Annotated in this window: 21 protein-coding genes; 16 read left to right on the top strand and 5 right to left on the bottom strand. The window is 58.0% G+C overall.

Annotated features, from left to right (window positions below; translation table 11 throughout):
• The first annotated feature begins 2 nt into the window (after positions 1-2).
• The 7 genes from CPY64_RS04720 (at position 3) to flhF (ending at position 8,885) form a co-directional block, all read left to right on the top strand.
• Positions 3-845 (top strand): CheR family methyltransferase, encoded by an 843-nt coding sequence (locus CPY64_RS04720; RefSeq protein ID WP_226349812.1) that lies wholly within the window; start codon positions 3-5, stop codon positions 843-845.
• 63 nt (positions 846-908) lie between these two features.
• Positions 909-1,967, top strand: coding sequence for a protein-glutamate methylesterase/protein-glutamine glutaminase (locus CPY64_RS04725; RefSeq protein ID WP_021446831.1), 1,059 nt, complete (start codon positions 909-911; stop codon positions 1,965-1,967).
• Positions 1,968-2,011: 44 nt separating this feature from the next.
• Positions 2,012-2,401, top strand: a complete 390-nt coding sequence (gene cheY, locus CPY64_RS04730) for a chemotaxis response regulator CheY (RefSeq protein ID WP_042487585.1) — start codon at positions 2,012-2,014, stop codon at positions 2,399-2,401.
• Positions 2,402-2,414: 13 nt separating this feature from the next.
• Entirely contained in the window at positions 2,415-3,056 is a 642-nt protein-coding gene (cheZ, locus tag CPY64_RS04735; RefSeq protein ID WP_042487582.1) for a protein phosphatase CheZ, read from the top strand.
• 215 nt (positions 3,057-3,271) lie between these two features.
• Positions 3,272-4,423, top strand: coding sequence for a flagellar biosynthesis protein FlhB (flhB, locus tag CPY64_RS04740; RefSeq protein ID WP_042487579.1), 1,152 nt, complete (start codon positions 3,272-3,274; stop codon positions 4,421-4,423).
• 5 nt (positions 4,424-4,428) lie between these two features.
• On the top strand, positions 4,429-6,540 hold the full coding sequence (flhA, locus tag CPY64_RS04745; protein ID WP_042487577.1) for a flagellar biosynthesis protein FlhA: 2,112 nt from the start codon (positions 4,429-4,431) through the stop codon (positions 6,538-6,540).
• Positions 6,537-8,885 (top strand): flagellar biosynthesis GTPase FlhF, encoded by a 2,349-nt coding sequence (gene flhF, locus CPY64_RS04750; protein WP_042487573.1) that lies wholly within the window; start codon positions 6,537-6,539, stop codon positions 8,883-8,885. Before flhA ends, flhF begins: the two co-directional genes overlap by 4 nt.
• Before the next feature lie 41 nt (positions 8,886-8,926).
• Here flhF and CPY64_RS04755 read toward each other — a convergent pair whose 3' ends face one another.
• From CPY64_RS04755 to flgA, 5 genes are all read right to left on the bottom strand, one after another.
• Positions 8,927-10,201 carry a type II toxin-antitoxin system HipA family toxin gene (locus tag CPY64_RS04755; protein WP_086046218.1) on the bottom strand — a complete coding sequence of 425 codons (1,275 nt, stop codon included), beginning with the start codon at positions 10,199-10,201 and terminating at the stop codon, positions 8,927-8,929.
• Positions 10,202-10,221: 20 nt separating this feature from the next.
• Positions 10,222-10,485 (bottom strand): helix-turn-helix domain-containing protein, encoded by a 264-nt coding sequence (locus CPY64_RS04760; RefSeq protein WP_052363008.1) that lies wholly within the window; start codon positions 10,483-10,485, stop codon positions 10,222-10,224.
• A 249-nt stretch (positions 10,486-10,734) separates the two neighbouring features.
• Complete coding sequence (gene flgN, locus CPY64_RS04765) at positions 10,735-11,184, bottom strand: flagellar export chaperone FlgN (RefSeq protein ID WP_042487564.1); 450 nt, start codon at positions 11,182-11,184, stop codon at positions 10,735-10,737.
• Positions 11,185-11,199: 15 nt separating this feature from the next.
• The gene (gene flgM, locus CPY64_RS04770; RefSeq protein ID WP_042487563.1) at positions 11,200-11,490 is read right to left on the bottom strand and encodes a flagellar biosynthesis anti-sigma factor FlgM; all 291 of its coding nucleotides are present in this window, start codon (positions 11,488-11,490) and stop codon (positions 11,200-11,202) included.
• Between the two features lie 84 nt (positions 11,491-11,574).
• Positions 11,575-12,279 (bottom strand): flagellar basal body P-ring formation chaperone FlgA, encoded by a 705-nt coding sequence (flgA, locus tag CPY64_RS04775; protein ID WP_042487561.1) that lies wholly within the window; start codon positions 12,277-12,279, stop codon positions 11,575-11,577.
• Between the two features lie 175 nt (positions 12,280-12,454).
• Here flgA and flgB point away from each other — a divergent pair, with 175 nt between their 5' ends.
• The 9 genes from flgB to flgJ are packed head-to-tail and all read left to right on the top strand — an operon-like array spanning position 12,455 to position 19,707.
• The gene (flgB, locus tag CPY64_RS04780; RefSeq protein ID WP_042487558.1) at positions 12,455-12,871 is read left to right on the top strand and encodes a flagellar basal body rod protein FlgB; all 417 of its coding nucleotides are present in this window, start codon (positions 12,455-12,457) and stop codon (positions 12,869-12,871) included.
• A 12-nt stretch (positions 12,872-12,883) separates the two neighbouring features.
• A complete protein-coding gene (gene flgC / locus CPY64_RS04785; RefSeq protein ID WP_042487555.1) occupies positions 12,884-13,288 on the top strand; it encodes a flagellar basal body rod protein FlgC in 405 nt (134 codons plus the stop codon).
• Positions 13,289-13,311: 23 nt separating this feature from the next.
• Entirely contained in the window at positions 13,312-14,004 is a 693-nt protein-coding gene (locus tag CPY64_RS04790; RefSeq protein WP_042487552.1) for a flagellar hook capping FlgD N-terminal domain-containing protein, read from the top strand.
• A 54-nt stretch (positions 14,005-14,058) separates the two neighbouring features.
• A complete protein-coding gene (flgE, locus tag CPY64_RS04795; RefSeq protein WP_042487549.1) occupies positions 14,059-15,291 on the top strand; it encodes a flagellar hook protein FlgE in 1,233 nt (410 codons plus the stop codon).
• Positions 15,292-15,299: 8 nt separating this feature from the next.
• Positions 15,300-16,049 (top strand): flagellar basal-body rod protein FlgF, encoded by a 750-nt coding sequence (flgF, locus tag CPY64_RS04800; RefSeq protein WP_042487546.1) that lies wholly within the window; start codon positions 15,300-15,302, stop codon positions 16,047-16,049.
• Positions 16,050-16,093: 44 nt separating this feature from the next.
• A complete protein-coding gene (flgG, locus tag CPY64_RS04805; protein ID WP_026484558.1) occupies positions 16,094-16,879 on the top strand; it encodes a flagellar basal-body rod protein FlgG in 786 nt (261 codons plus the stop codon).
• A 19-nt stretch (positions 16,880-16,898) separates the two neighbouring features.
• Complete coding sequence (locus CPY64_RS04810) at positions 16,899-17,585, top strand: flagellar basal body L-ring protein FlgH (RefSeq protein ID WP_042487544.1); 687 nt, start codon at positions 16,899-16,901, stop codon at positions 17,583-17,585.
• Between the two features lie 26 nt (positions 17,586-17,611).
• Positions 17,612-18,742 (top strand): flagellar basal body P-ring protein FlgI, encoded by a 1,131-nt coding sequence (locus CPY64_RS04815; RefSeq protein ID WP_042487543.1) that lies wholly within the window; start codon positions 17,612-17,614, stop codon positions 18,740-18,742.
• The gene (flgJ, locus tag CPY64_RS04820) at positions 18,742-19,707 is read left to right on the top strand and encodes a flagellar assembly peptidoglycan hydrolase FlgJ (protein WP_042487537.1); all 966 of its coding nucleotides are present in this window, start codon (positions 18,742-18,744) and stop codon (positions 19,705-19,707) included. Before CPY64_RS04815 ends, flgJ begins: the two co-directional genes overlap by 1 nt.
• Positions 19,708-19,714 lie beyond the last annotated feature (7 nt).

Genomic DNA, 19,714 nt, shown 5'->3' on the forward strand with positions numbered 1-19,714 from the left:
ATATGAGCACATCTGTGGAACCTTTTGTTTATACATTGCCCTCGATCCCGCAGGCCTCGAGGGCCGACTGTGAGCGAGCCGCGCGCTTGCTCAAGTCGTATGCGGGCATCATCTTAGGTACCCACAAAGAAGATATGGTGGCCCGCACATTGGGTATGCGCAGTCAGAGTGCGGGGCTGCGGGAGGTGCGTCAGTATCTGGATGTTCTGGAGCAGGACACGCATAGCCAGGAGTGGCAGGACTTCGTCAATGCCTTCACCATCAATCACACCGCATTTTTTCGCGAGCAGCATCATTTCGATATTCTGGGCAAGTTTGTCAGCACACGCGGCAAGCCGCTGGATATCTGGTGCAGTGCGGCCTCTACCGGCGAGGAGGCCTATTCCATTGCCATGACGGTGCGCGAGCACTGTCCCTCGCCGGATGTGAACGTGTCGATTCTGGCCAGCGATATTGACTCGGCTGCCTTGGACAAGGCCCGACAGGGCATGTACACCCTGGAGCGCATTCAGCCCGTGCCCGATCTGTGGCTGCCGCGTTATTTCCAGCGTGGTGTGGGCGCTCGCAAGGGGCTGGCACGCGTCAAGCCCGTGTTGCGCAATATGGTGGAATTCGAGGAGTTCAATCTGGTGGGCTCGGCCTGGCCTTCGACCAGCCGCTTTGATGTGATCTTCTGTAGAAACACCATGATTTATTTTGATCGGGACGATCAGACACGCATCCTGGAGCGATTCGCCGCCGTGACCAAACCGGGTGGCTTGTTGTTTGTGGGGCATTCCGAGAACTTCTCCTACCTGACCAAGGCCTTTCGCTTGCTCGGTCAGACGGTGTATGTCCGGAACTAGGGTCTATGGAGTCTTGCCAGGCCCTGAGCTCTGTTGGCGCTTGAAATCGGGATTATGAGTAGCATGAAGAAAATTCGAGTTTTGTGTGTAGACGATTCCGCCCTGGTGCGCAGCCTGATGGTGGAAATTATCAACAGTCATGCGGATATGGAAGTGGTGGCGGTGGCCCCTGATCCGCTGGTGGCGCGCGAGCTGATCAAGGAACACAATCCGGATGTGCTGACGCTGGACGTCGAGATGCCGCGAATGGACGGGCTGGACTTTCTGGAGCGCCTGATGCGCTTGCGTCCTATGCCCGTAGTGATGGTGTCCTCGCTGACCGAGCGCAATTCGGATGTGACCTTGCGTGCCCTGGAGCTGGGCGCGGTGGACTTTGTGACCAAACCCAAGCTGGGCCTGCGTGATGGCTTGCTCGATTACTCGGACCTGATTGCCGACAAGATTCGCGCTGCCTCCATTGCCCGCCCGCGTCGGGCAACTCCGGCCCCGGCCGGTTCCGCCCCGGCCCGCCGCTTGACGCACAACTTCTCAACCACCGAAAAACTGATCATGATCGGCGCGTCCACAGGCGGCACCGAGGCCATTCGTCAGGTGCTGGAGCCCTTGCCGGCCAACTGCCCGGCCATCATGATTACCCAACATATGCCGGCCGGTTTCACGCGCTCGTTCGTGAACCGCCTGGATGGTCTGTGCTCCATGCAGGTGCACGAGGCCGAAGATGGCCAGCGCGTCTTGCCCGGCCACGTGTATCTGGCTCCGGGTGGCGTGGCGCACATGAAGCTGGCCCGCTCGGGTGCCAACTATGTGGTCAAGCTGGTGGACAGTGAACCCGTCAACCGCCACCGGCCCTCGGTCGATGTGCTGTTTCACTCTGCCGCCGAACTGGCCGGACGCAATGCCGTGGGGGTCATCCTGACTGGCATGGGCAAGGATGGTGCACAAGGCTTGTTGGCCATGAAACAGGCCGGTGCCATGACCTTTGCGCAGGACGAGGCCACCAGCGTGGTCTTTGGCATGCCGCGTGAAGCCTTGCAAATTGGCGCGGCGGATATCGCCTTGCCTTTGGGGCAGATTAGCGAACGAATTCTGGCCAGTGTGGGGGCCTTTGGGCACCGTGTATAAGCGGTCCTGAACGCACTGGCATGCTACTCATTTGGAGAATGTAAATGGTACAAAAAAATATAAAGATTCTCGTCGTCGATGACTTTCCCACCATGCGCCGGATCATCAAGAACCTGCTCAAGGATCTGGGATACGAAAACGTGGACGAAGCGGAAGATGGCCTGATGGGCCTGGAAAAATTGCGCAATGGCAATTTCGAGTTCGTGGTCTCTGACTGGAACATGCCCAATCTGGACGGGCTGGAAATGCTCAAGCAGATTCGTGCCGATGCCAATCTGTCCTCTTTGCCGGTGCTGATGGTGACCGCCGAAGCCAAGAAAGAGAACATTATTGCCGCCGCCCAGGCGGGCGCCAATGGCTACGTCGTCAAACCCTTTACCGCCGCAACACTGGAAGAGAAACTGAACAAGATCTTCGAGAAAATGGCCGGTTAATACGGAGTACGTCATGGATCCACAGCAAACACCGACTCATCCCGACCCCCAGAGCGTACCGGTTGACCTGGTCTACCGCATCGCCAATCTGACCCGCCTGCTGCGGGAAAGCATGCGCGAACTGGGGCTGGATCAGGCCATTAAAGATGCCGCGCACGCGATTCCGGATGCCCGCGATCGTCTGCACTATGTGGCTCGCATGACCGAGCAAGCCGCCAACCGCGTGCTGAATGCCGCCGAGCAGGTGCGTCCTTTGCAAGAATCCTTGCAAGAGGACGCCCAGGCGCTGGATGCCGAGTGGGAGCAATGGTTTGAAGAGCCCCTGGATCAGGATCAGGCTCGCGAGCTGGTCAAGCGCACCCGTGGCTTTCTGCGCGATGTGCCCGTCAAGGCCCAGCAGACGCAGGACAATTTGCTGGAAATCATCATGGCCCAGGACTTTCAGGATCTGACCGGGCAGGTGATCACGCGCATGCTGGGTGTGGTCGGCACGATTGAAACCGAACTGGTTCAAGTGCTGGTCGATAATGTGCCCACAGAAAAACGCGAAGAAACTCAAAGCCTTATCAATGGCCCAGTGGTCTCGCCCGTGGCCTCGGAAGTGGTCACCAGCCAGGATCAGGTGGACGATTTGCTGGCGAATCTGGGCTTTTAATTCCCGGTTCCATCCGCTCATTGAGTTTGCTTGTTGAAGGCGCTGCACATTGCAGCGCCTTTTTGCTTGTGGGGAACAGCCTGCTTTTATCGGGCTTTCTCCGCGCTATCAGAGCCGCAGCGCTCTTTTAGAATGATCCCGCGGCATGCAGTGCGAGCGCAACATTCGTGCTGCGCGCGTGATTCATTCTTTCAATTCCTGCGTCCTGGCAGTCCATGGCAGAAGACAGCGATCTCGAAAAAACAGAACCGGCCTCACCCCGGCGCCTGGAAAAGGCGCGGGAAGAAGGGCAGGTGGCGCGTTCCAGAGAGCTGACAACGTTCCTGATGCTGCTGGCCGGGATAGGCGGCATCTGGGTCGGGGCCAGCTATCTGTACGAGACCTTTGGTGGCATTGTGCGTCGCAGTGTCTGGTTCGATCCTCGGGTTGCGCATGATCCCAGTGCCATGGTGGTACAGGCTGCCGGTCTGGCGGGCGAAGCACTAAAAGGGCTGGCACCACTGTTCCTGCTGCTGGTGGTAGTCGCGATTTTTGCGTCGATTGCACTGGGCGGCATGAGTTTTAGCGGCAAGGCCTTGCAGCCCAAGTTCGAGCGCATGAATCCGGCCAAGGGCGTCAAACGCATGTTTTCCATGCAGACCGTGGTGGAGCTGATCAAGACCCTGGCCAAAGCCGGTCTGGTTGGTTCAGTAGCGGTGTATGTGATCTGGACCGAGCGCGAACAGATGACGGCCCTGATGTATGTGCATCCCACGGCGGCCATTGCCACGGGGATGGCGCTGATCATCAAGTGTTGTGCCCTGATCGCTGCCAGTTTGCTGGTGATTGTGTTGATTGATGCACCCTGGCAGTTGTGGAGCTTTTACAAGAAGCTGCGCATGTCGCGTCAGGACGTGAAGGAAGAACATAAGGAAAGCGAAGGTGACCCGCATGTAAAAGGGCGCATTCGGCAGCAGCAACGGTCCATGGCTCGTTCGCGCATGATGTCCCAGGTGCCGGGGGCCGATGTGGTCGTGACCAACCCCACGCATTATGCGGTGGCCTTGAAGTATCAGGACGGCAAGAGCAGGGCGCCCCGTGTCGTTGCCAAAGGCACGGGTTTGATCGCCGCCAAGATTCGCGGTCTGGCGGCAGAGCATAAAGTGGCCACGCTGGAGGCACCCGCGCTGGCGCGGGCCCTGTACTTCAATGTCGAACTGGAGCGCGAGATTCCCGTGGACTTGTACTCGGCCGTGGCCGAAGTGCTGGCCTGGGTTTATCAGCTTCGTAACTGGAACAAGGGGCAGGGCGAGCGCCCGGTCATGCCCACCCGATTGAAAGTGCCGACAGGCATGGATGAAGGTCCACTGCGTTCGCGCAAACATTAAAAGCAATGAACAATTTTTTTGCCTTACTGAAACAAAACGGTGGTCAACACGCCCGGCTTTTAGCGGGTCCGGTGCTGATCCTCATGGTGATGGCCATGATGATTCTGCCCTTGCCGCCATTTTTGCTGGACCTGCTGTTCACCTTCAACATCGCCCTGGCCGTCATGATCCTGCTGGTGGCCATGTTCACCAAGAAGCCACTGGATTTTGCGGCTTTCCCGGCGGTGCTGCTGTTTGCGACCTTGTTGCGCCTGGCTCTGAACGTGGCCTCTACCCGAGTGGTGCTGATGAATGGCCACAAAGGCCCGGACGCTGCCGGTCAGGTGATTGAGGCCTTTGGTCACTTTCTGGTGGGCGGTAACTTTGCCGTGGGCCTGATCGTGTTCGTGATTCTGGTCATCATCAACTTCGTGGTGATTACCAAGGGTGCGGGCCGGATTGCGGAAGTAGGGGCACGCTTTACCCTGGACGCCTTGCCGGGCAAGCAGATGGCGATTGACGCCGACCTGAACGCGGGCCTGATTGGGGAGGACGATGCACGCCGTCGCCGTACCGAGGTGTCGCAAGAGGCCGAGTTCTACGGCTCCATGGACGGTGCCAGCAAATTCGTGCGCGGTGACGCGGTGGCGGGTTTGCTGATCATGGTCATTAACGTGATTGGCGGTCTGATCATTGGTGTCCTGCAGCATGACTTGTCTTTCTCGGAAGCCGGTCGCGTTTATACCTTGTTGACCATTGGTGACGGCCTGGTCGCCCAGATTCCTGCCCTGATTATTTCCACCGCCGCCGGTGTGGTGGTGTCGCGTGTGGCGACGGACGAAGACGTGGGCCAGCAAATGGTCAACCAGCTTTTCCGCAACCCCATGGTGCTGTATATCACCGCCGGTATTTTGGGTTTGATGGGACTGATTCCCGGCATGCCCAATCTGGTATTCCTGTTACTGGCTGCGATATTGGGCGCTGGAGCCTGGATGATGCAAAAGCATCAGGTCCAACAGCAGCAGCAAGCCAGCGAACCCAATGATGAAGTCCTGGCCGCGGCCGATTCTGCCGCCAGTGAAGCCAGCTGGAATGACGTGTCCATGGTGGACCCCCTGGGTCTGGAAGTGGGCTATCGCCTGATCTCTTTGGTAGACCATGCGCAAAACGGTGAGCTGCTGCATCGTATCCGCAGCCTGCGTAAGAAGTTTGCGCAGGAAGTGGGCTTTTTGCCGCCCGTGGTCCACATTCGGGACAATCTGGAGCTCAAACCCAACGACTATCGCATCCTGTTGGCCGGGGTGGAGATCGGTCGTGGTACCGCCACGCCGGGGCAGTGGCTGGCGATTGATCCTGGTGGTGTCACCATGAAATTGCCCGGCACACCGACCACGGACCCGGCCTTTGGCCTGCCTGCCGTGTGGGTGGATGTCAGCATGCGCGAGCAGGCACAGATTGCAGGTTATACCGTGGTGGATGCCAGCACGGTGATTGCCACGCATATCAACCATTTGCTGCATCGTCATGGGGCCGATTTGCTGGGCCGTCAGGAAGTGCAGCAATTGCTGGATCACGTGGGCCGCGAAGCGCCCAAGCTGGTCGAAGATTTTGTACCGCAAACCCTGTCCCTGAGCCTCTTGCTCAAGGTCTTGCGTGGTCTGCTGGCTGAAGATGTGCCGATTCGCGATATGCGCAGCATTGTGGAAACGCTGGCTGAACATGCACCGCGCATTCTGGCTCCCGGCGCGGTTCAGCCCGGCCAGGAGGCGGGCGAACTGCTGGCGGTTTTACGCGTGGCCTTGGGCCGTGCCATTGTGCAGCAGTGGTTCCCCGGTGAGGGAGAGCTGCGTGTGATTGGTCTGGATGCCCGTCTGGAGCGGGTCATGACGCAGGCACTGACCAGCAGCGGCGCGCTGGAGCCGGGTCTGGCCGAGTCGGTGCTGACCGATGCCATGCGGGCAGCCCAGTTCCAGGAAGAACATGGAGATCCGCCCGTGCTGGTTGTGCCGCCTATTTTGCGGCCTACCTTGTCGCGTTTCTTGCGTCACCACATCCCACAGCTGGGTGTCTTGTCCAACGCTGAAATTCCTGAAGAACGCATCCTTCGGGTCACCACCATTATTGGTCAGTCTGAATGAATATAAGTCGCTTTTTTGGTAGTACCAGCCGTGAAGCCATGCGCCAGGTGCGTATCGCTTTGGGCCCCGATGCTTTGATTGTGTCCAACCGTCGCGTGAATGGCGGGGTGGAGATTCTCGCTACCGATTCCAGCTCGGTTCCCGGTGGTGCCACTGAACGCGCACCCATGCCCAGCAGCACACCGCATCAGGCCGCTGGCATACGCCAGCAGGAAATGGCCCCGCCACCGGCCGCCGACAATGTGATGGGTGCGATTGGGGCATTGCGTGGTGCCTTGGAAGGGCGCATGGACGATCTGGTCTGGAGTCACCAGATGCGGCGCACGCCGGTGGCGGTGAATCTGTTTCAGAGCCTTTTGTCGCAAGGTTTCAGTACCGCCTTGCTGCGTGCCATGCTCAAGCGCTTGCCCGAAGAACTGGGCGCGCGTGCCGCCTTGCAATGGGTGCGTACTGAACTGGAAACCCATTTGCCGGTGCTGCGCTCCGAGGACGCCTTGTGGCAGCCCGGTTTGGCCTTGGCGCTGGTGGGCCCCACGGGTGTGGGCAAGACCACCACGCTGGCCAAACTGGCCGCGCGTGCCGTGCGTCGCTTCGGTCCCGATAAAGTGGTTTTGCTGACTACTGATACCTATCGGATCGGCGCCCACGAGCAACTGAAGATTTATGGCGACCTGATGCGGGTAGCCGTGCATATCGTGCAGGACGTAGCGCAACTGCGTAGCGTGATGCTGGGCGTGCGGCCTGATCAGGTGATCCTGATCGACAATATGGGCATCAGCCAGCGCGACCGTTACGTGCGAGAGCAGGCTGCCTTGCTGGCCGGTGCTGGACGTCGGGTGCAACGCTTGCTGGTGCTTAATGCCGCCAGCCAGGGCGATACCCTGGACGAAGTGGCCCGTAGCTACACGCAGGACGGTGGTACACCGCTAAGCGGCTGCATCATTTCCAAGGTGGACGAGGCCATCAAGCTGGGCGGCCCGCTGGATACCGCCATCCGTTTCAAGCTGCCCATTCATTACGTGTCCAACGGCCAGAAAGTGCCCGAGGATTTGCGTTTCATGAGTGCAGCCGAGCTGGTCGACTCTGCCTTGCAAGTGCGCGAAAACCAGCGTCCCTTGTACGCGCCCAGTTCTGGCGATCTGGCCGCTTTGCTGGAAAGTGGTGGTCAGTCTGCCCAGGAACAACAGGCCGAGGAAGAACGCCGTGCGCGCGTCTTGCCACGCCTTTTGTCGGCGGCCTCGGCTGGTGGGCCTATCGCCCTGGAGCAGGCCCGTCGCGCAGCGGCGGATCTGGACGAACGTCTGGCATGCGCGGAAGCCTACGACTTCTGGCGCGATCTGCATGCACAAAATGCCCCCATTCAGGACGGGGCAGCAGCACAACGTGCCGAAGGCTTGATGCGTGCCGCGTGTCAGGAAGTCAGCGAAGGCAATGTGTCTCGCCTGCTGGTAATCCATGCCGATCATCAGCCTGCTGGCTGTCAGGAACAGTGCTCGTTCAGCTTCCTGTTCAGCCCCAAAGGTCAGGCCTTAAGTGTTCCGTACTATCAGCGCCAGACGCCCTCGCAATGGTCGGATGTGCGTGGCGTGCGCAGCATGGAACGGCCAGGTCCTGCGCAAGCCTTGAATCAGGCCATGCAGGTTCTGAATGCGCAGGCTCAGCCTGTGAATCTGCTGCATATTTTTGAGGGCGGTTCGCCCACCATGTGGCGTCAATGGGCCGACATGGAAGCCGACTGGCTGGCCCTGATTCCAGGTGCAACCTCCTTGTGGCACAAGGACGGCAAGACCACGCCCAATGCACTGAGCAAACAGCTGGCTTTCCACGCGATTCCGGATCTGGCTGCGCGTCTGCATCTGGAAACGCTGGGCCGTGCCAAGCTGGGTGAAATTGCCCTGTGGTACGCCGTCGAGCCGGTGCAGTTGCGACAACGCAATGCCGAGCCTGTGCATCTGGATCTGATCATCCTGCGCACTGTCCGTCGTCACGACGGCAAAGTGCTGAAAACCCGCTTTGCCTTGATGCACCAGTGCACAGGATCCGAGGCCATCGCCCCGGCCAGCCTGGCCTGCTACATGATGCTGCGTAGCGAAGTGCAGGAAATGGCCCGCTTGCTGAGCACCGTGCGCGGTATTTTGCCCGCCAGTAATTCCGAGTTCGAAGACGAGCTTAACTTGCTGGCTGCAGCCCAATTGACGCTGGCCTCCTGGGACCTGCTACAGGCGCCGGACAATCTGGGTGTGCGACAGCTGAGCGCGCGCTTGCTGGGCAAACCGGGCTTGAAGTCCGGCCAGTCAGTCGATGCGTTGGTGAAGATGCTGGTGTTGAAAGAAGCGATGAGCTAAATTCAGCAAGATTGAAAAAGCCTGCCGTGTGGCAGGCTTTTTTATTTCAAACGCTGCAAGTTGCTGCGTAGGCCCTGGAAGATGGCGTCTTTGATGTGTTCAGGGAAATGCGCTGGCAATCGTGCCGAGACATTTTGAATGGCTGGCTCCACAAGCTGGTGAAGGTCTCCGATCAAGGATTCAGTGGCTTGCTGTCCTATATAGGTTTTTCCTACGGCAAGCCAATGCCTGAGAAGCACTTCCTGCATCTTGTAGCGAGTATTGCTGGTGCGTAGTGCCATCGCCATTTTGACGCGCTGAATAGGGCATTGATTTTGTTTTGTGCCTACCCAAGGCCAGGCCGAGAGCACATCGTAAAGTGGTGCCAGACGGAAGTAGCCGCCAGGTTCTATGGCCAGACTGAAGTTTTTGGCATGGCCATCTGGGGCGGCCAGCAAGTAGAAGACCAACAAGGTTTTGAAGAAAGCCTGTCGGTCAGCCAGAGCATTGGACGAGCCGGATAAGACCTGCATGATGGTATGGATGCCAGGGCCACCGTCGGATTCGTATTTGGCATGCGAGGGCAAACCGCTTGCCTGTAACAGGTCTTCATGGGGCAGGCGTATCAAATGACCATGACGGCTCCAGACACGGTCAAAGCGCTCCACGATGAGAACCTTTTGATCTTCAAACTGGCCAATTTGTGTGTGGGCGACATTCAAGCCCAGTTCTTTGAGCAGCTCCATGCAGAGCCATTCGTTTTCCACCGAGTGGCTCAGATCAAAGCGGACATTGCCCGCCAATCCCAAGGGTAGTTTGAAGATGTGTGAGCTGGGTGTCGATCCCTGGGGAATGTGCCATTGGCCTTGATGCCATAGCAGGGCCGTTTTTTCCTGGGCACCTGCCAGCGAAAAACGAAAGTCTTCGGGGGCCAGGTCCTGGCGGGCGGTAAGTGTGCCGCGCAAATGTTCGGCAACGTCACTTTCGGTAAGAGGACGGGCCGTGAGGGTGTGAATCTCCGGCGCTGGAGAGTTCTCCGGCAGAAGTTGCACGGCACCAGCAGCATCCCGACCTATTGCTTCCAGCAAGGCAAACGTTTCCAGCGAGCGGGTTTTGAAGCGGGAGGCGATACGTTGGCGAATCTCGGGATTGTCGGGGAGCAGATTGTCAAAGTAGTTGTCTACGACCTCGCCACGAAATGCTTCATTGTTGAATGTAAAGGGCAGGGATAGAGACAGCGGCCGGCCTTGTGGATGGGCGATCCAGTCTGGCGCGTAGCTAAGTTGTGATGGGCCGCGGGCAGGCTTATGCCACTTTCCAACGAAGAGACCATTCATCCACAGGTCCAGAACAGGCATCACCACTCCATAGATTCAGGTTTGTCAGGCTCGTGAGCGTCAATAATGGAGATCTTGGCTTCCAGGACGGCCAGAACCGAAAACAGGTTTTTAAGCGATAGGCCAGACGCGTCATTTTCCATGCGCGAAATGGCTTGCTGCGTTGTGTTCAGCTTGTCTGCCAGCTCTATCTGACTCCAGCCTTTGCGCTTGCGCAACGAGCGGATGAGCTTGGGCATTTGCTCCGGGCTGTGCAGTGCAATGGCGTCTAGTCTTGTTGGCATCGCCTGGCTCCTGTGAATTCAAAATACAATAAATTTGATGTATTTTAAATATACATCGTTTTTGGTGTATTCAAAGAATACATCATATTTAATGTAATGGAGTTCAGGCATTCAAACGTTCGGGCGTTCAGCCCTTGTACCTTAGCGTGGCTTGCAGCGTTCTCCGTGTTCGGGCAGGACAAAAAAAGCGCCAACTAAATAGTTGGCGCTTTCAATATTGGGCATGCCGCTACTGGCGTCTGCTCAGTCCTATACCTTCAAACTCAAGGAAGACTGGGTATTCTGAGTTTTGCCGGAGGCGTCATAAAAGGTATTGCGGCCGGTGAAGGCTTCCAGGGCGTCCAGGTTTTGCTGGGTATCGATCAAAAAGGTATCAACCAGAATGCGGTTGTTGTCGCTGGCGTTGCGCACCTTCTCGCTCAGCTCGATCAACTGTTCCAGCTCTTGTTCCAGTTCGTCCTCTTCAGCCGCGTAGCGCAGGCCCTGGAGGTTGTTTTCCAGTTCACGCGCTTGCAGGAGCTGGGCGCGGGCCTGGTCCAGTTGTTCGATACGTTCAACCAGCTGGTATTTGCGCAGTGTGATCTGGGCCAGTTCTTGTGGCTCGAAGCTGCGCAGCAGCAGGGTGTTTTCTTCTACCAGCAGCTGCTCGAAATCCAGCAGGGCCTGGTGTTGATCGGCAAGACAGGTTTGCAAAGACATGGCCGTTTCAGGTGATTACTTGAGAAGATCGCGCACGGAGGCAATCAGGGAGTCGGCGATCCGACTGGTATCAATTTTGAGCTCGCCTGCTGCAATGGCCTCGCGCAAGGCCTCGACTTTTTTCATGTCTACATCGGCGCTGCTGTCTTGCAGCGAATTGAGCTGGCGGGCTGCAGCGCTGAAGTCCACTTCGTTGGTGCTGCTGCTGTTGTTGTACGCTTGACGCGCACGATTGGACGCCGTGCTGCGTTCTGCGGCAGAGGTTTCAGCAAGGGGGGTCTTGAGGGGGGAGGGGCTGATCTTCACGTGTTTCTCCGTGCGGCCTGTTCTTTGCGTTGATCTTGTAACGGCGCTCTGGACGCAAACTTTAGCATGCTCATCCGATTTAGTTTAGAGAACGACCTGAACCGTGGACGCATCCAGTACCGTGGCTGAAATCACTTGCCCCGAACTGGCCTTGATCTGAATCTGGGTGCCCGGTGCGCCGCTTTGCAGGGCCTGTCCTTCGCCCGTGGCTACAAAACCCATGCCGCGTGCCACAGTACGCACCATCTGGCCACGCGTGATCGATTGCGGGTCGCGCAGGGCGGAGGCCCGTATTGCATTACCCAAAGGAATACGCTGGCTGGCGACATAGCCAATGATCTGCTCGGGGTCGATCACTACACCGTTGGCCAGGGCCAGCAAGTCTCCCTCGCGTTCGATCAGATCATCCTGATTGATGGTTTCGCCCGGATTGATGCGGCGATTGGTGACGTAATAGTGTCCCTGAATGGACAGCGTGGCAGCAATTGACGTGCTCCAGCTTTGCGGGCTCAGGCAGCGCACGCCAACACTCATTCGGGATCGCAGACGCTGGCCGCTGGGCAGAAAAACCTGGTTCTGGGTGCAGGCGGGCATGGCGTTCAGCCGCGACGCATCCAGCGTGATGGTGGCGATGCCGGGATACATCTGCGCCTGCTTGAGCAGATAGTCCTGTGCCTGCTCCTGCATGGCTTGCACGCTCAGTGCCTGAACGCTCTCTTGAGCGCGCACGCTCGCTGTCGCACCGACGGTGAACAGGCATGCGCAGATCAGGAGTCTATATAAGGTCATGACTGAATTTTACGGACTCAGCCGCCAGGTCAAGAGCTGAACTGGCCGATAAATTGCGTTTTGTTCCCTGATTTGTGAAGCAGTGCCACTGGCTACCATTCTGTTATGGCGGTGAAAAGGCGTGCGCGCGTTCACCTGGATCTCAAACTTGAACACAGAATATTGGCTTGACTCCATGATTGATCGCATCGGTGAGCACCTGAAGTTTTACCAGACGGCCCTGGCTGTGCGCCAGGAGCGCCAGGAGGTTCTGGCCTCCAATATTGCCAATGCCGACACGCCTAACTACAAGGCCCGGGATATGGACTTTACGGCCACCTTGAAAGCGGCTTTAGGGGGGCAGGGCCAGATGGCATTGCCCAACACCAGCTTGTCCTTGACCTCGGCCCGTCATATTCCCGCCCAGGCAGCCCGTCCCCCCAGTACGGACGAGTTGCTTTATCGCGTTCCTGTGCAACCTTCTCTGGACGGCAATACGGTCGAGATGGATGTGGAGCGCATGCAATTTGCCGATAACACCTTGCACTATCAAAGCACGATCAACCTGGCTTCCCAGCGCTTGAAAGGCTTGATGGCGGCATTGCAACAGTAATAGCGAGTCTTCATGTCCAGTTTCAGTATTTTCCAGATTGCCGGTTCTGCCCTGACGGCACAGTCGCAGCGCTTGAACGTGTCGGCCAGCAATCTGGCTAACGCCGACAGCGTGGTCGGGCCCGATGGCCTGCCCTACAAGGCCCGCCAGGTGGTGTTTCAAATGACCCCCCAGGGCAGTAGCCCCGTGGGCGGCGTGCAAGTGGTGGGTGTGCAGGAAAGTGATGCGCCCGGCCGACTGCAATACGACCCCGGCAATCCTTACGCCGACGAACAAGGCTACGTGACCCTGCCCAATGTGGATGTGGTGGCCGAGACCGTCAACATGCTGGCTGCATCGCGCTCCTATCAGGCCAATGTGGAAGTGGTGAACACCTCCAAGAACCTGATGCTGCGTACTTTGACCATTGGTCAGTAAGCCGGTTACGGGAAAGAAAGAGCATGAGCACAGTCAATAACGATCGCAATGTCCTGGACCCCACCGCAGGGGCGATGGCCGGGGTGGATGCCCGCAACAAGAGCGCGATGGCAGAAACGGAAGACCGTTTTCTGACCATGCTGATTACGCAGCTGCGCAATCAGGACCCCTTGAATCCCATGGATAACGCCCAGGTCACGACCCAGATGGCGCAAATGTCCACGGTGGCAGGGATTCAGCAATTGAATACCACTTTGCTGGCCGTGGCCGGGCAGATGGATGTGAGTCAGTCCATGCAAGCTGCCAATCTGATCGGCAAGCAAGTGCTGGTGCCAGGCGCGAAAGTGTCCCTGGGTACCAGCCAGGAAGGCGAGAAAGTAGCCATGCCGTACGGGATTGATCTGGTCAGCGGGACGACCTCGACCATGGTTCATATCAAGGACAGCAGCGGCAAAGTGGTCCGTGAATACGATCTGGGGCCCAAAGAGGCGGGTGTGTACTCGCTGGAATGGGATGGCCTGGATAACGACGGTTCACCGCTGGCCGACGGTTCGTACACCGTCAGTGTATTGGCCAGTAATGACGGCACGGCCGTCACAGCCAGCCCATTGACGCATGGCAAGGTCGATAGCGTGGCTTATACCTCCAGCGGTTTGATGCTGGATCTTGGCCTGGCGGGTTCGTTCTCCCTGCTGGACATACGCAAAATCATGTAAGCGCCGCTTGCCCCAAAAGCGGGCTGAGCCAACACGACATTAAAAGGAAAGTTCATGAGCTTCGGACAAGGATTGAGTGGCTTGAACGCCGCCTCCCAAAACCTGGATTCCATCGGTAATAACATCGCCAACTCGGGCACGGTGGGCTACAAGGCCTCGACGGTGCAGTTTGCGGACGTATACGCCAACTCCCGCGTGGGTCTGGGTGTGCAGGTGTCGCGCGTCAGCCAGCGTTTCTCGGTTGGTAACGTCAGCAACTCGGGCAACCAGTTCGATATGGCCATTGACGGTGAAAACGGCTTGTTCCGCCTGGAGCAAAGTAATGGGGCGGTTCTGTTTTCCCGCAACGGTCAGTTCTATCCGGACAAGGCCGGCTACCTGATCAACGCCCAAGGCCATTACCTGACAGGTTACGGCGTGGGCAGCAGCGAGCTGCAGCGCCTGCAAGTGCCATCGGCCAACGTGCCTCCCAAAGCCACGACCGCTCTGGATTTCAAGCCCAACCTGCCCGGCGGTGCCGAAGCGATCCCAACAGAAGATGCCAATGGCAATCTCATCAATGTCTTTGATCCCAAAGACCCCACCACTTACAGCGAATCGTTCAGCTACTCGGTTTATGACTCGCTGGGCAACAGCCACGAGATTTCCCAGTACTTCGTCAAGCGTCCTGCCAATGCAGCCGGTGAAAGCGTGTGGGACGTTTACTACATGGAAGGCAGCACACCGTTGTCGCCGGCCAGTGCGACCATGACCTTTAACGGTTCAGGCGTGATGACCAGCCCCAACCCGGCCACGGTCAACGTAACGCTGGCCAATCCTGGCGGCAATGCCTCGCCTGCTGACGATCTGGTCTTTGATATCCGCTATAACGGCACCACCCAGTTTGGCGGTGAGTTTGCCAAGGGCAAGCCCTACCAGGACGGTTACGCCACGGGTGAATACGCCAGCATGAGCATCGACAAGGATGGCACCATGGTCGCCGCCTATACCAACGGTGTGACTCAGCGTTTGGGCTCTTTGGTTCTGGCCGACTTCAGCAACCTGCAAGGTCTGCGTCCCGTGGGTGGCAACGCCTGGGCGGAAACAGGGGAGTCGGGCCAGCCTATTTTGGGTCGCCCTGGCGAGAATGGCCTGGCATCGATCAAAGGTCAGGCGGTGGAAGATTCCAACGTGGATATGGGGCAGGAACTGGTCAATATGATTATTGCCCAGCGTACCTACCAGGCTAATGCCCAGACCATCAAGACGCAGGATCAGGTTCTGCAAACCCTGGTCAACCTGCGTTAAGAGCTGTCATGGATCGCCTGATTTATACCGCTATGAATGGCGCCCAGCGCACGCTGGAGCAACAGGACGTTATTACCAACAACCTGGCCAACGTGAACACGTCCGGTTTTCGTCAGCAACTGGCGTATTACCGTTCCGTACCTGTCACTAGCGATGTGGGTTCGCAAACTCGCGTCGGTACGGCCACGGTGACACCGGGCAGCCGTTTTCAGCCCGGTGCCATGGCCGAGACCGGCAATGCGCTGGATGTCGCCATTGCGGGCCAGGGCTGGTTTGCCGTTCGTGCGCTGGATGGCCAGGAAGCCTATACGCGGGCAGGCGATCTGGTGGTCAACGCCCAAAACCAGTTGGTTACCCAAAGTGGCTTGCCGGTGCTGAGCGCCGATGGGCAGGTCATTGAAATCCCGGATCGTGGTTCCATCACTTTCTCCAGCGACGGTCAACTGACCGCGCTGGGGGCCGGGGATAACCCGCGCGACATCCAGGTGATGGGCCAGTTGAAAATGGTCAATCCCCCAACCGCCGATCTGCAGCGTGGTCAGGACGGCTTGTTTCGCATGAACAATGGAGCGCCGGCCCCGGCGGATCCTTCTGTGCGCATGGTTTCGGGCTTTATCGAAAAAAGCAACGTGAACCCGGCTGAAGCGATGGTGGCCATGATTGCCAATGCACGTCGCTTTGAAACCCAGATGAAGGTCATCCAGGACGCCAGCGCGCGCGAAGATCGGGCCAACTCCCTACTTTCATTTAATGGCTAAGCCGCGCCCATAGCGCAGGCCTTAGCGTCAAGGATTACACACACATGATTCGCTCTCTGTGGATTGCCAAGACCGGTCTGGAAGCCCAGCAGACCAATATGGATGTTATTTCCAATAACTTGGCCAACGTGAATACCACTGGCTTCAAACGTACCCGCGCGGTGTTTGAAGACCTGATGTATCAAACCATTCGTCAGCCCGGCGCTCAGGTTGGTGCCGCCAATCAGCTGCCTACCGGCTTGCAGGTTGGTACGGGTGTGCGCACCGTGGCAACCGAGCGTATCCACACCCAGGGTGACATGAAGCACACGGGTCACAATATGGATATCGCCATTCAGGGCAGCGGTTTCCTGCAAGTGGAAATGCCGGACGGCACCTTTGCCTACACGCGTGACGGCAGTTTGCAGCGCGACCAGAATGGTCAGCTGGTTACCGCTGGCGGCTACCCCATTCAGCCCCCCATCAATATCCCTGATAACGCGCTGGAACTGACCATTGGCCGTGATGGCACCGTGTCGGTGACGCAGCCCGGTGCCGCCGGTGCCAGCGTGGAAGTGGGGCAGTTGCAACTGAGCACCTTCGTGAATCCGGCCGGCCTGCAAAGCATGGGCGAGAACTTGTACATCGAAACCGATGCCTCGGGTGCTGCCAACTTCCTGCAACCCGGCATGGACGGTGCAGGTCTGGTCATGCACAAGTACAACGAAACCTCCAACGTCAACGTGGCCGAGGAACTGGTCAATATGATCAGCACCCAGCGCGCCTATGAAATCAATAGCAAGGCCGTGTCCACCGCTGACCAGATGCTGGCTCGCCTGACGCAGCTGTAAACCTGAAGAGATCGTGACAATGTTCCAAGCTCTGATGAGCCGTCTTGCGCTGTGTGCAGTTGTGGCCCTATCCGGCTGCGCGCTGGTGCCTCCTGAAGATGTGGTGACCGGCCCCTTGACGGCTCCCCCGCCACCGGCTGTGCCTGCAGCCGTGGTGGCCAATGGCTCCATCTACCAGCCCTCGGCTTACGGCAACTACCCGCTGTTTGAAGACAGACGGCCCCGCAATGTGGGCGACATTGTCACCATCATGATTCAGGAGCGCACCAACGCGGCCAAGAACGTCTCGACCAATACGGATCGGACAGGAAGTGGTGGCCTGGACTTTACGGGCGTGCCGGCTTTTCTGCCTAACGAAGTGGGTAGCAAGCAGAACTTTGAAGTCAGCGGCTCGAACAAGGCCCAGGGCAAGGGTTCCAGCCGTGCCGACAATACCTTTAGCGGCACCTTGACGACGACCGTAGTCGGCGTGTTGCCTAATGGCAACTTGCAGGTGGCCGGTGAAAAGCAGATCGCCATTAACCGTGGCAGCGAGCACATTCGCTTTTCCGGTGTGGTGGACCCGCGTTCCATTACCGGCAGCAATACGGTGTCTTCCACCCAGGTGGCCGATGCCCGTATCGAGTTTCGTAGCAAAGGGGTCATGGACGAAGTCCAGACCATGGGCTGGCTACAGCGTTTTTTCCTGAATATCTCTCCGTTCTGATCCTTGTGCTTGTTATGGCGTTTTCCATGAGTCGTACTCGTTTTTCTTCTTATCGCCATGTGCTGCAAGCAGCCATGCTGGCGGCGGGCCTGTTGCTGGCTTCTGCCAGCCAGGCCGAGCGTATCAAGGATCTGGCATCCATTCAGGGTGTGCGTGACAACCCGTTGATCGGTTACGGCCTGGTCGTGGGTCTGGATGGCAGCGGTGACCAGGTGCGTCAGGCTCCTTTCACCCAGCAAAGCTTGACCAATATGCTGTCCCAGTTGGGGGTGACGATTCCCCAGGGCAGCAATATGCAGCTCAAGAACGTGGCGGCCGTCATGGTAACGGCGCGTCTGCCTGCCTTTGCCCGTCCCGGCCAGTCCGTGGATGTGGTGGTGTCCTCCATGGGGAATGCCAAGAGCCTGCGCGGTGGCACCTTGTTGATGACCCCGCTGAAAGGTGCGAACGGTCAGGTTTACGCCATTGCCCAAGGCAACTTGCTGGTGGGTGGGGCAGGGGCCGAAGCGGGTGGTTCCAGCGTGCAGGTCAATCAGCTTAATGGCGGCACGATTCCTGGCGGCGCAACGGTCGAGCAAAGTGTGCCCACGACCTACGCTCGGGACGGCGTGATCAATCTGGAAATGAATTCCTCGGATTTTGGTACGGCCCAGAATGTGGTGGCGGCCCTGAACAAGCAGTTTGGCCCATCCACAGCTACCGCTCTGGATGGCCGTTTGATTCAGGTGCGCGGTCCTTTGGACCCGCAGGCTCAAACCGCCTTTATTTCACATGTTGAAAACCTGCAGGTGAACTTGCCACCGGCACGTGCTCGTGTGGTGATCAATGCTCGTACCGGCTCGGTGGTCATGAACCGCACGGTAACGATTGATGAGGCCGCCATTGCCTACGGCAATCTGTCCGTGGTGATCAGCCGTCAACCGCAAGTCAGCCAGCCGGATACGCCCTTTGGTGGTGGTCAGACCGTGGTGGCTGACAGCACCCAGATTGAAATGCGCAGCGATAGCGGCTCCCTGCAACGCGTCAAGACCAGTGCCAATCTGGCCGATGTGGTCCGTGCCTTGAATGCCTTGGGTGCCACCCCTCAAGACTTGTTGTCCATTTTGCAGAACCTGAAAAGCGCGGGCGCTTTGCGGGCCGATTTGGAGATCATCTAATGAGTGTGCAGTACTTCCCACCTCCTGGTTCGGGAACACAGGTTTCGATTTTTGACCCGCAACAACTGGCCCAGCTGCGTCGGCAAGCCGGGCAGGACGGCCAGAATCAGGCTACCCAGCTACAAGTGGCCCGTCAGTTCGAGTCCCTGTTCATTCAGAATATTTTGAAGCAGGCGCGTGCTGCCAATCCCGAAGGCGGCCTGTTTGATACGCAATCGGTGCGCATGGCGCAAAGCCTGGGCGACGAGCAACTGGCCATGCAACTGGCTGACCCTGGCATTGGCTTGGCCAAAGCCCTGCAAGCCCAGATGAGCGGGCAGAGCAGTGAGCCTTTTGGTGTGGCGTCCCATGATCCGGAAGCGGCTCATTCGCGCCGTGCGGATCTGCGCTCGCGCATGCCCAATGACCGCTCCATTGATGCGGCCTCCATTGCCGAGCTGATCGACAAACTCAGCAATAACAGCACCATGCAGCGCGTGTATTCCTCCATTCAGGGCGCGCCTAACCACATTCGCCAGTTTGTGGACCGCATGAACACGGCCGCCAAGGTCGCAGCCGAAGATAGCGGTGTACCCGCCAAGCTGATCTTGAGCCAGGCGGCGCTGGAGTCGGGTTGGGGCAAGCGCGAAATCATGCACGCGGATGGCACGACCAGCCACAACTTGTTTGGCATCAAGGCCACACCGTCCTGGAAAGGCAAGACGGTAGAGGTCATGACCACCGAATATCAAAACGGCGTGGCGCGCAAGATGACGCAAACCTTCCGCGCCTATGACTCTTATGCCGAGTCCTTTGCTGATTACGCCAAGCTGATTGGCAATAACAAACGCTATGAAGGTGTAAAACACGCGAGTTCGCCCCAAGAGGCCGCTCAGCGTATTCAGGATGCGGGCTACGCCACCGACCCTTCCTACGCCAAAAAACTGATCTCCATCATGGCCTACTTTGATGGCGGCAAGTCTTAATTATTAA

Source organism: Alcaligenes faecalis (assembly GCF_002443155.1).
Classification (GTDB): domain Bacteria; phylum Pseudomonadota; class Gammaproteobacteria; order Burkholderiales; family Burkholderiaceae_B; genus Alcaligenes; species Alcaligenes faecalis.

Excerpts from the sequence above, each read along its gene's own strand:
- CPY64_RS04720 (WP_226349812.1), top strand. The coding sequence starts at position 3 with ATGAGCACATCTGTGGAACCTTTTGTTTATACATTGCCCTCGATCCCG.
- CPY64_RS04725 (WP_021446831.1), top strand. The coding sequence starts at position 909 with ATGAAGAAAATTCGAGTTTTGTGTGTAGACGATTCCGCCCTGGTGCGC.
- cheY (WP_042487585.1), top strand. The coding sequence starts at position 2,012 with ATGGTACAAAAAAATATAAAGATTCTCGTCGTCGATGACTTTCCCACC.
- cheZ (WP_042487582.1), top strand. The coding sequence starts at position 2,415 with ATGGATCCACAGCAAACACCGACTCATCCCGACCCCCAGAGCGTACCG.
- flhB (WP_042487579.1), top strand. The coding sequence starts at position 3,272 with ATGGCAGAAGACAGCGATCTCGAAAAAACAGAACCGGCCTCACCCCGG.
- flhA (WP_042487577.1), top strand. The coding sequence starts at position 4,429 with ATGAACAATTTTTTTGCCTTACTGAAACAAAACGGTGGTCAACACGCC.
- flhF (WP_042487573.1), top strand. The coding sequence starts at position 6,537 with ATGAATATAAGTCGCTTTTTTGGTAGTACCAGCCGTGAAGCCATGCGC.
- CPY64_RS04755 (WP_086046218.1), bottom strand. The coding sequence starts at position 10,201 with ATGAATGGTCTCTTCGTTGGAAAGTGGCATAAGCCTGCCCGCGGCCCA.
- CPY64_RS04760 (WP_052363008.1), bottom strand. The coding sequence starts at position 10,485 with ATGCCAACAAGACTAGACGCCATTGCACTGCACAGCCCGGAGCAAATG.
- flgN (WP_042487564.1), bottom strand. The coding sequence starts at position 11,184 with ATGTCTTTGCAAACCTGTCTTGCCGATCAACACCAGGCCCTGCTGGAT.
- flgA (WP_042487561.1), bottom strand. The coding sequence starts at position 12,279 with ATGACCTTATATAGACTCCTGATCTGCGCATGCCTGTTCACCGTCGGT.
- flgB (WP_042487558.1), top strand. The coding sequence starts at position 12,455 with ATGATTGATCGCATCGGTGAGCACCTGAAGTTTTACCAGACGGCCCTG.
- flgC (WP_042487555.1), top strand. The coding sequence starts at position 12,884 with ATGTCCAGTTTCAGTATTTTCCAGATTGCCGGTTCTGCCCTGACGGCA.
- CPY64_RS04790 (WP_042487552.1), top strand. The coding sequence starts at position 13,312 with ATGAGCACAGTCAATAACGATCGCAATGTCCTGGACCCCACCGCAGGG.
- flgE (WP_042487549.1), top strand. The coding sequence starts at position 14,059 with ATGAGCTTCGGACAAGGATTGAGTGGCTTGAACGCCGCCTCCCAAAAC.
- flgF (WP_042487546.1), top strand. The coding sequence starts at position 15,300 with ATGGATCGCCTGATTTATACCGCTATGAATGGCGCCCAGCGCACGCTG.
- flgG (WP_026484558.1), top strand. The coding sequence starts at position 16,094 with ATGATTCGCTCTCTGTGGATTGCCAAGACCGGTCTGGAAGCCCAGCAG.
- CPY64_RS04810 (WP_042487544.1), top strand. The coding sequence starts at position 16,899 with ATGTTCCAAGCTCTGATGAGCCGTCTTGCGCTGTGTGCAGTTGTGGCC.
- CPY64_RS04815 (WP_042487543.1), top strand. The coding sequence starts at position 17,612 with ATGAGTCGTACTCGTTTTTCTTCTTATCGCCATGTGCTGCAAGCAGCC.
- flgJ (WP_042487537.1), top strand. The coding sequence starts at position 18,742 with ATGAGTGTGCAGTACTTCCCACCTCCTGGTTCGGGAACACAGGTTTCG.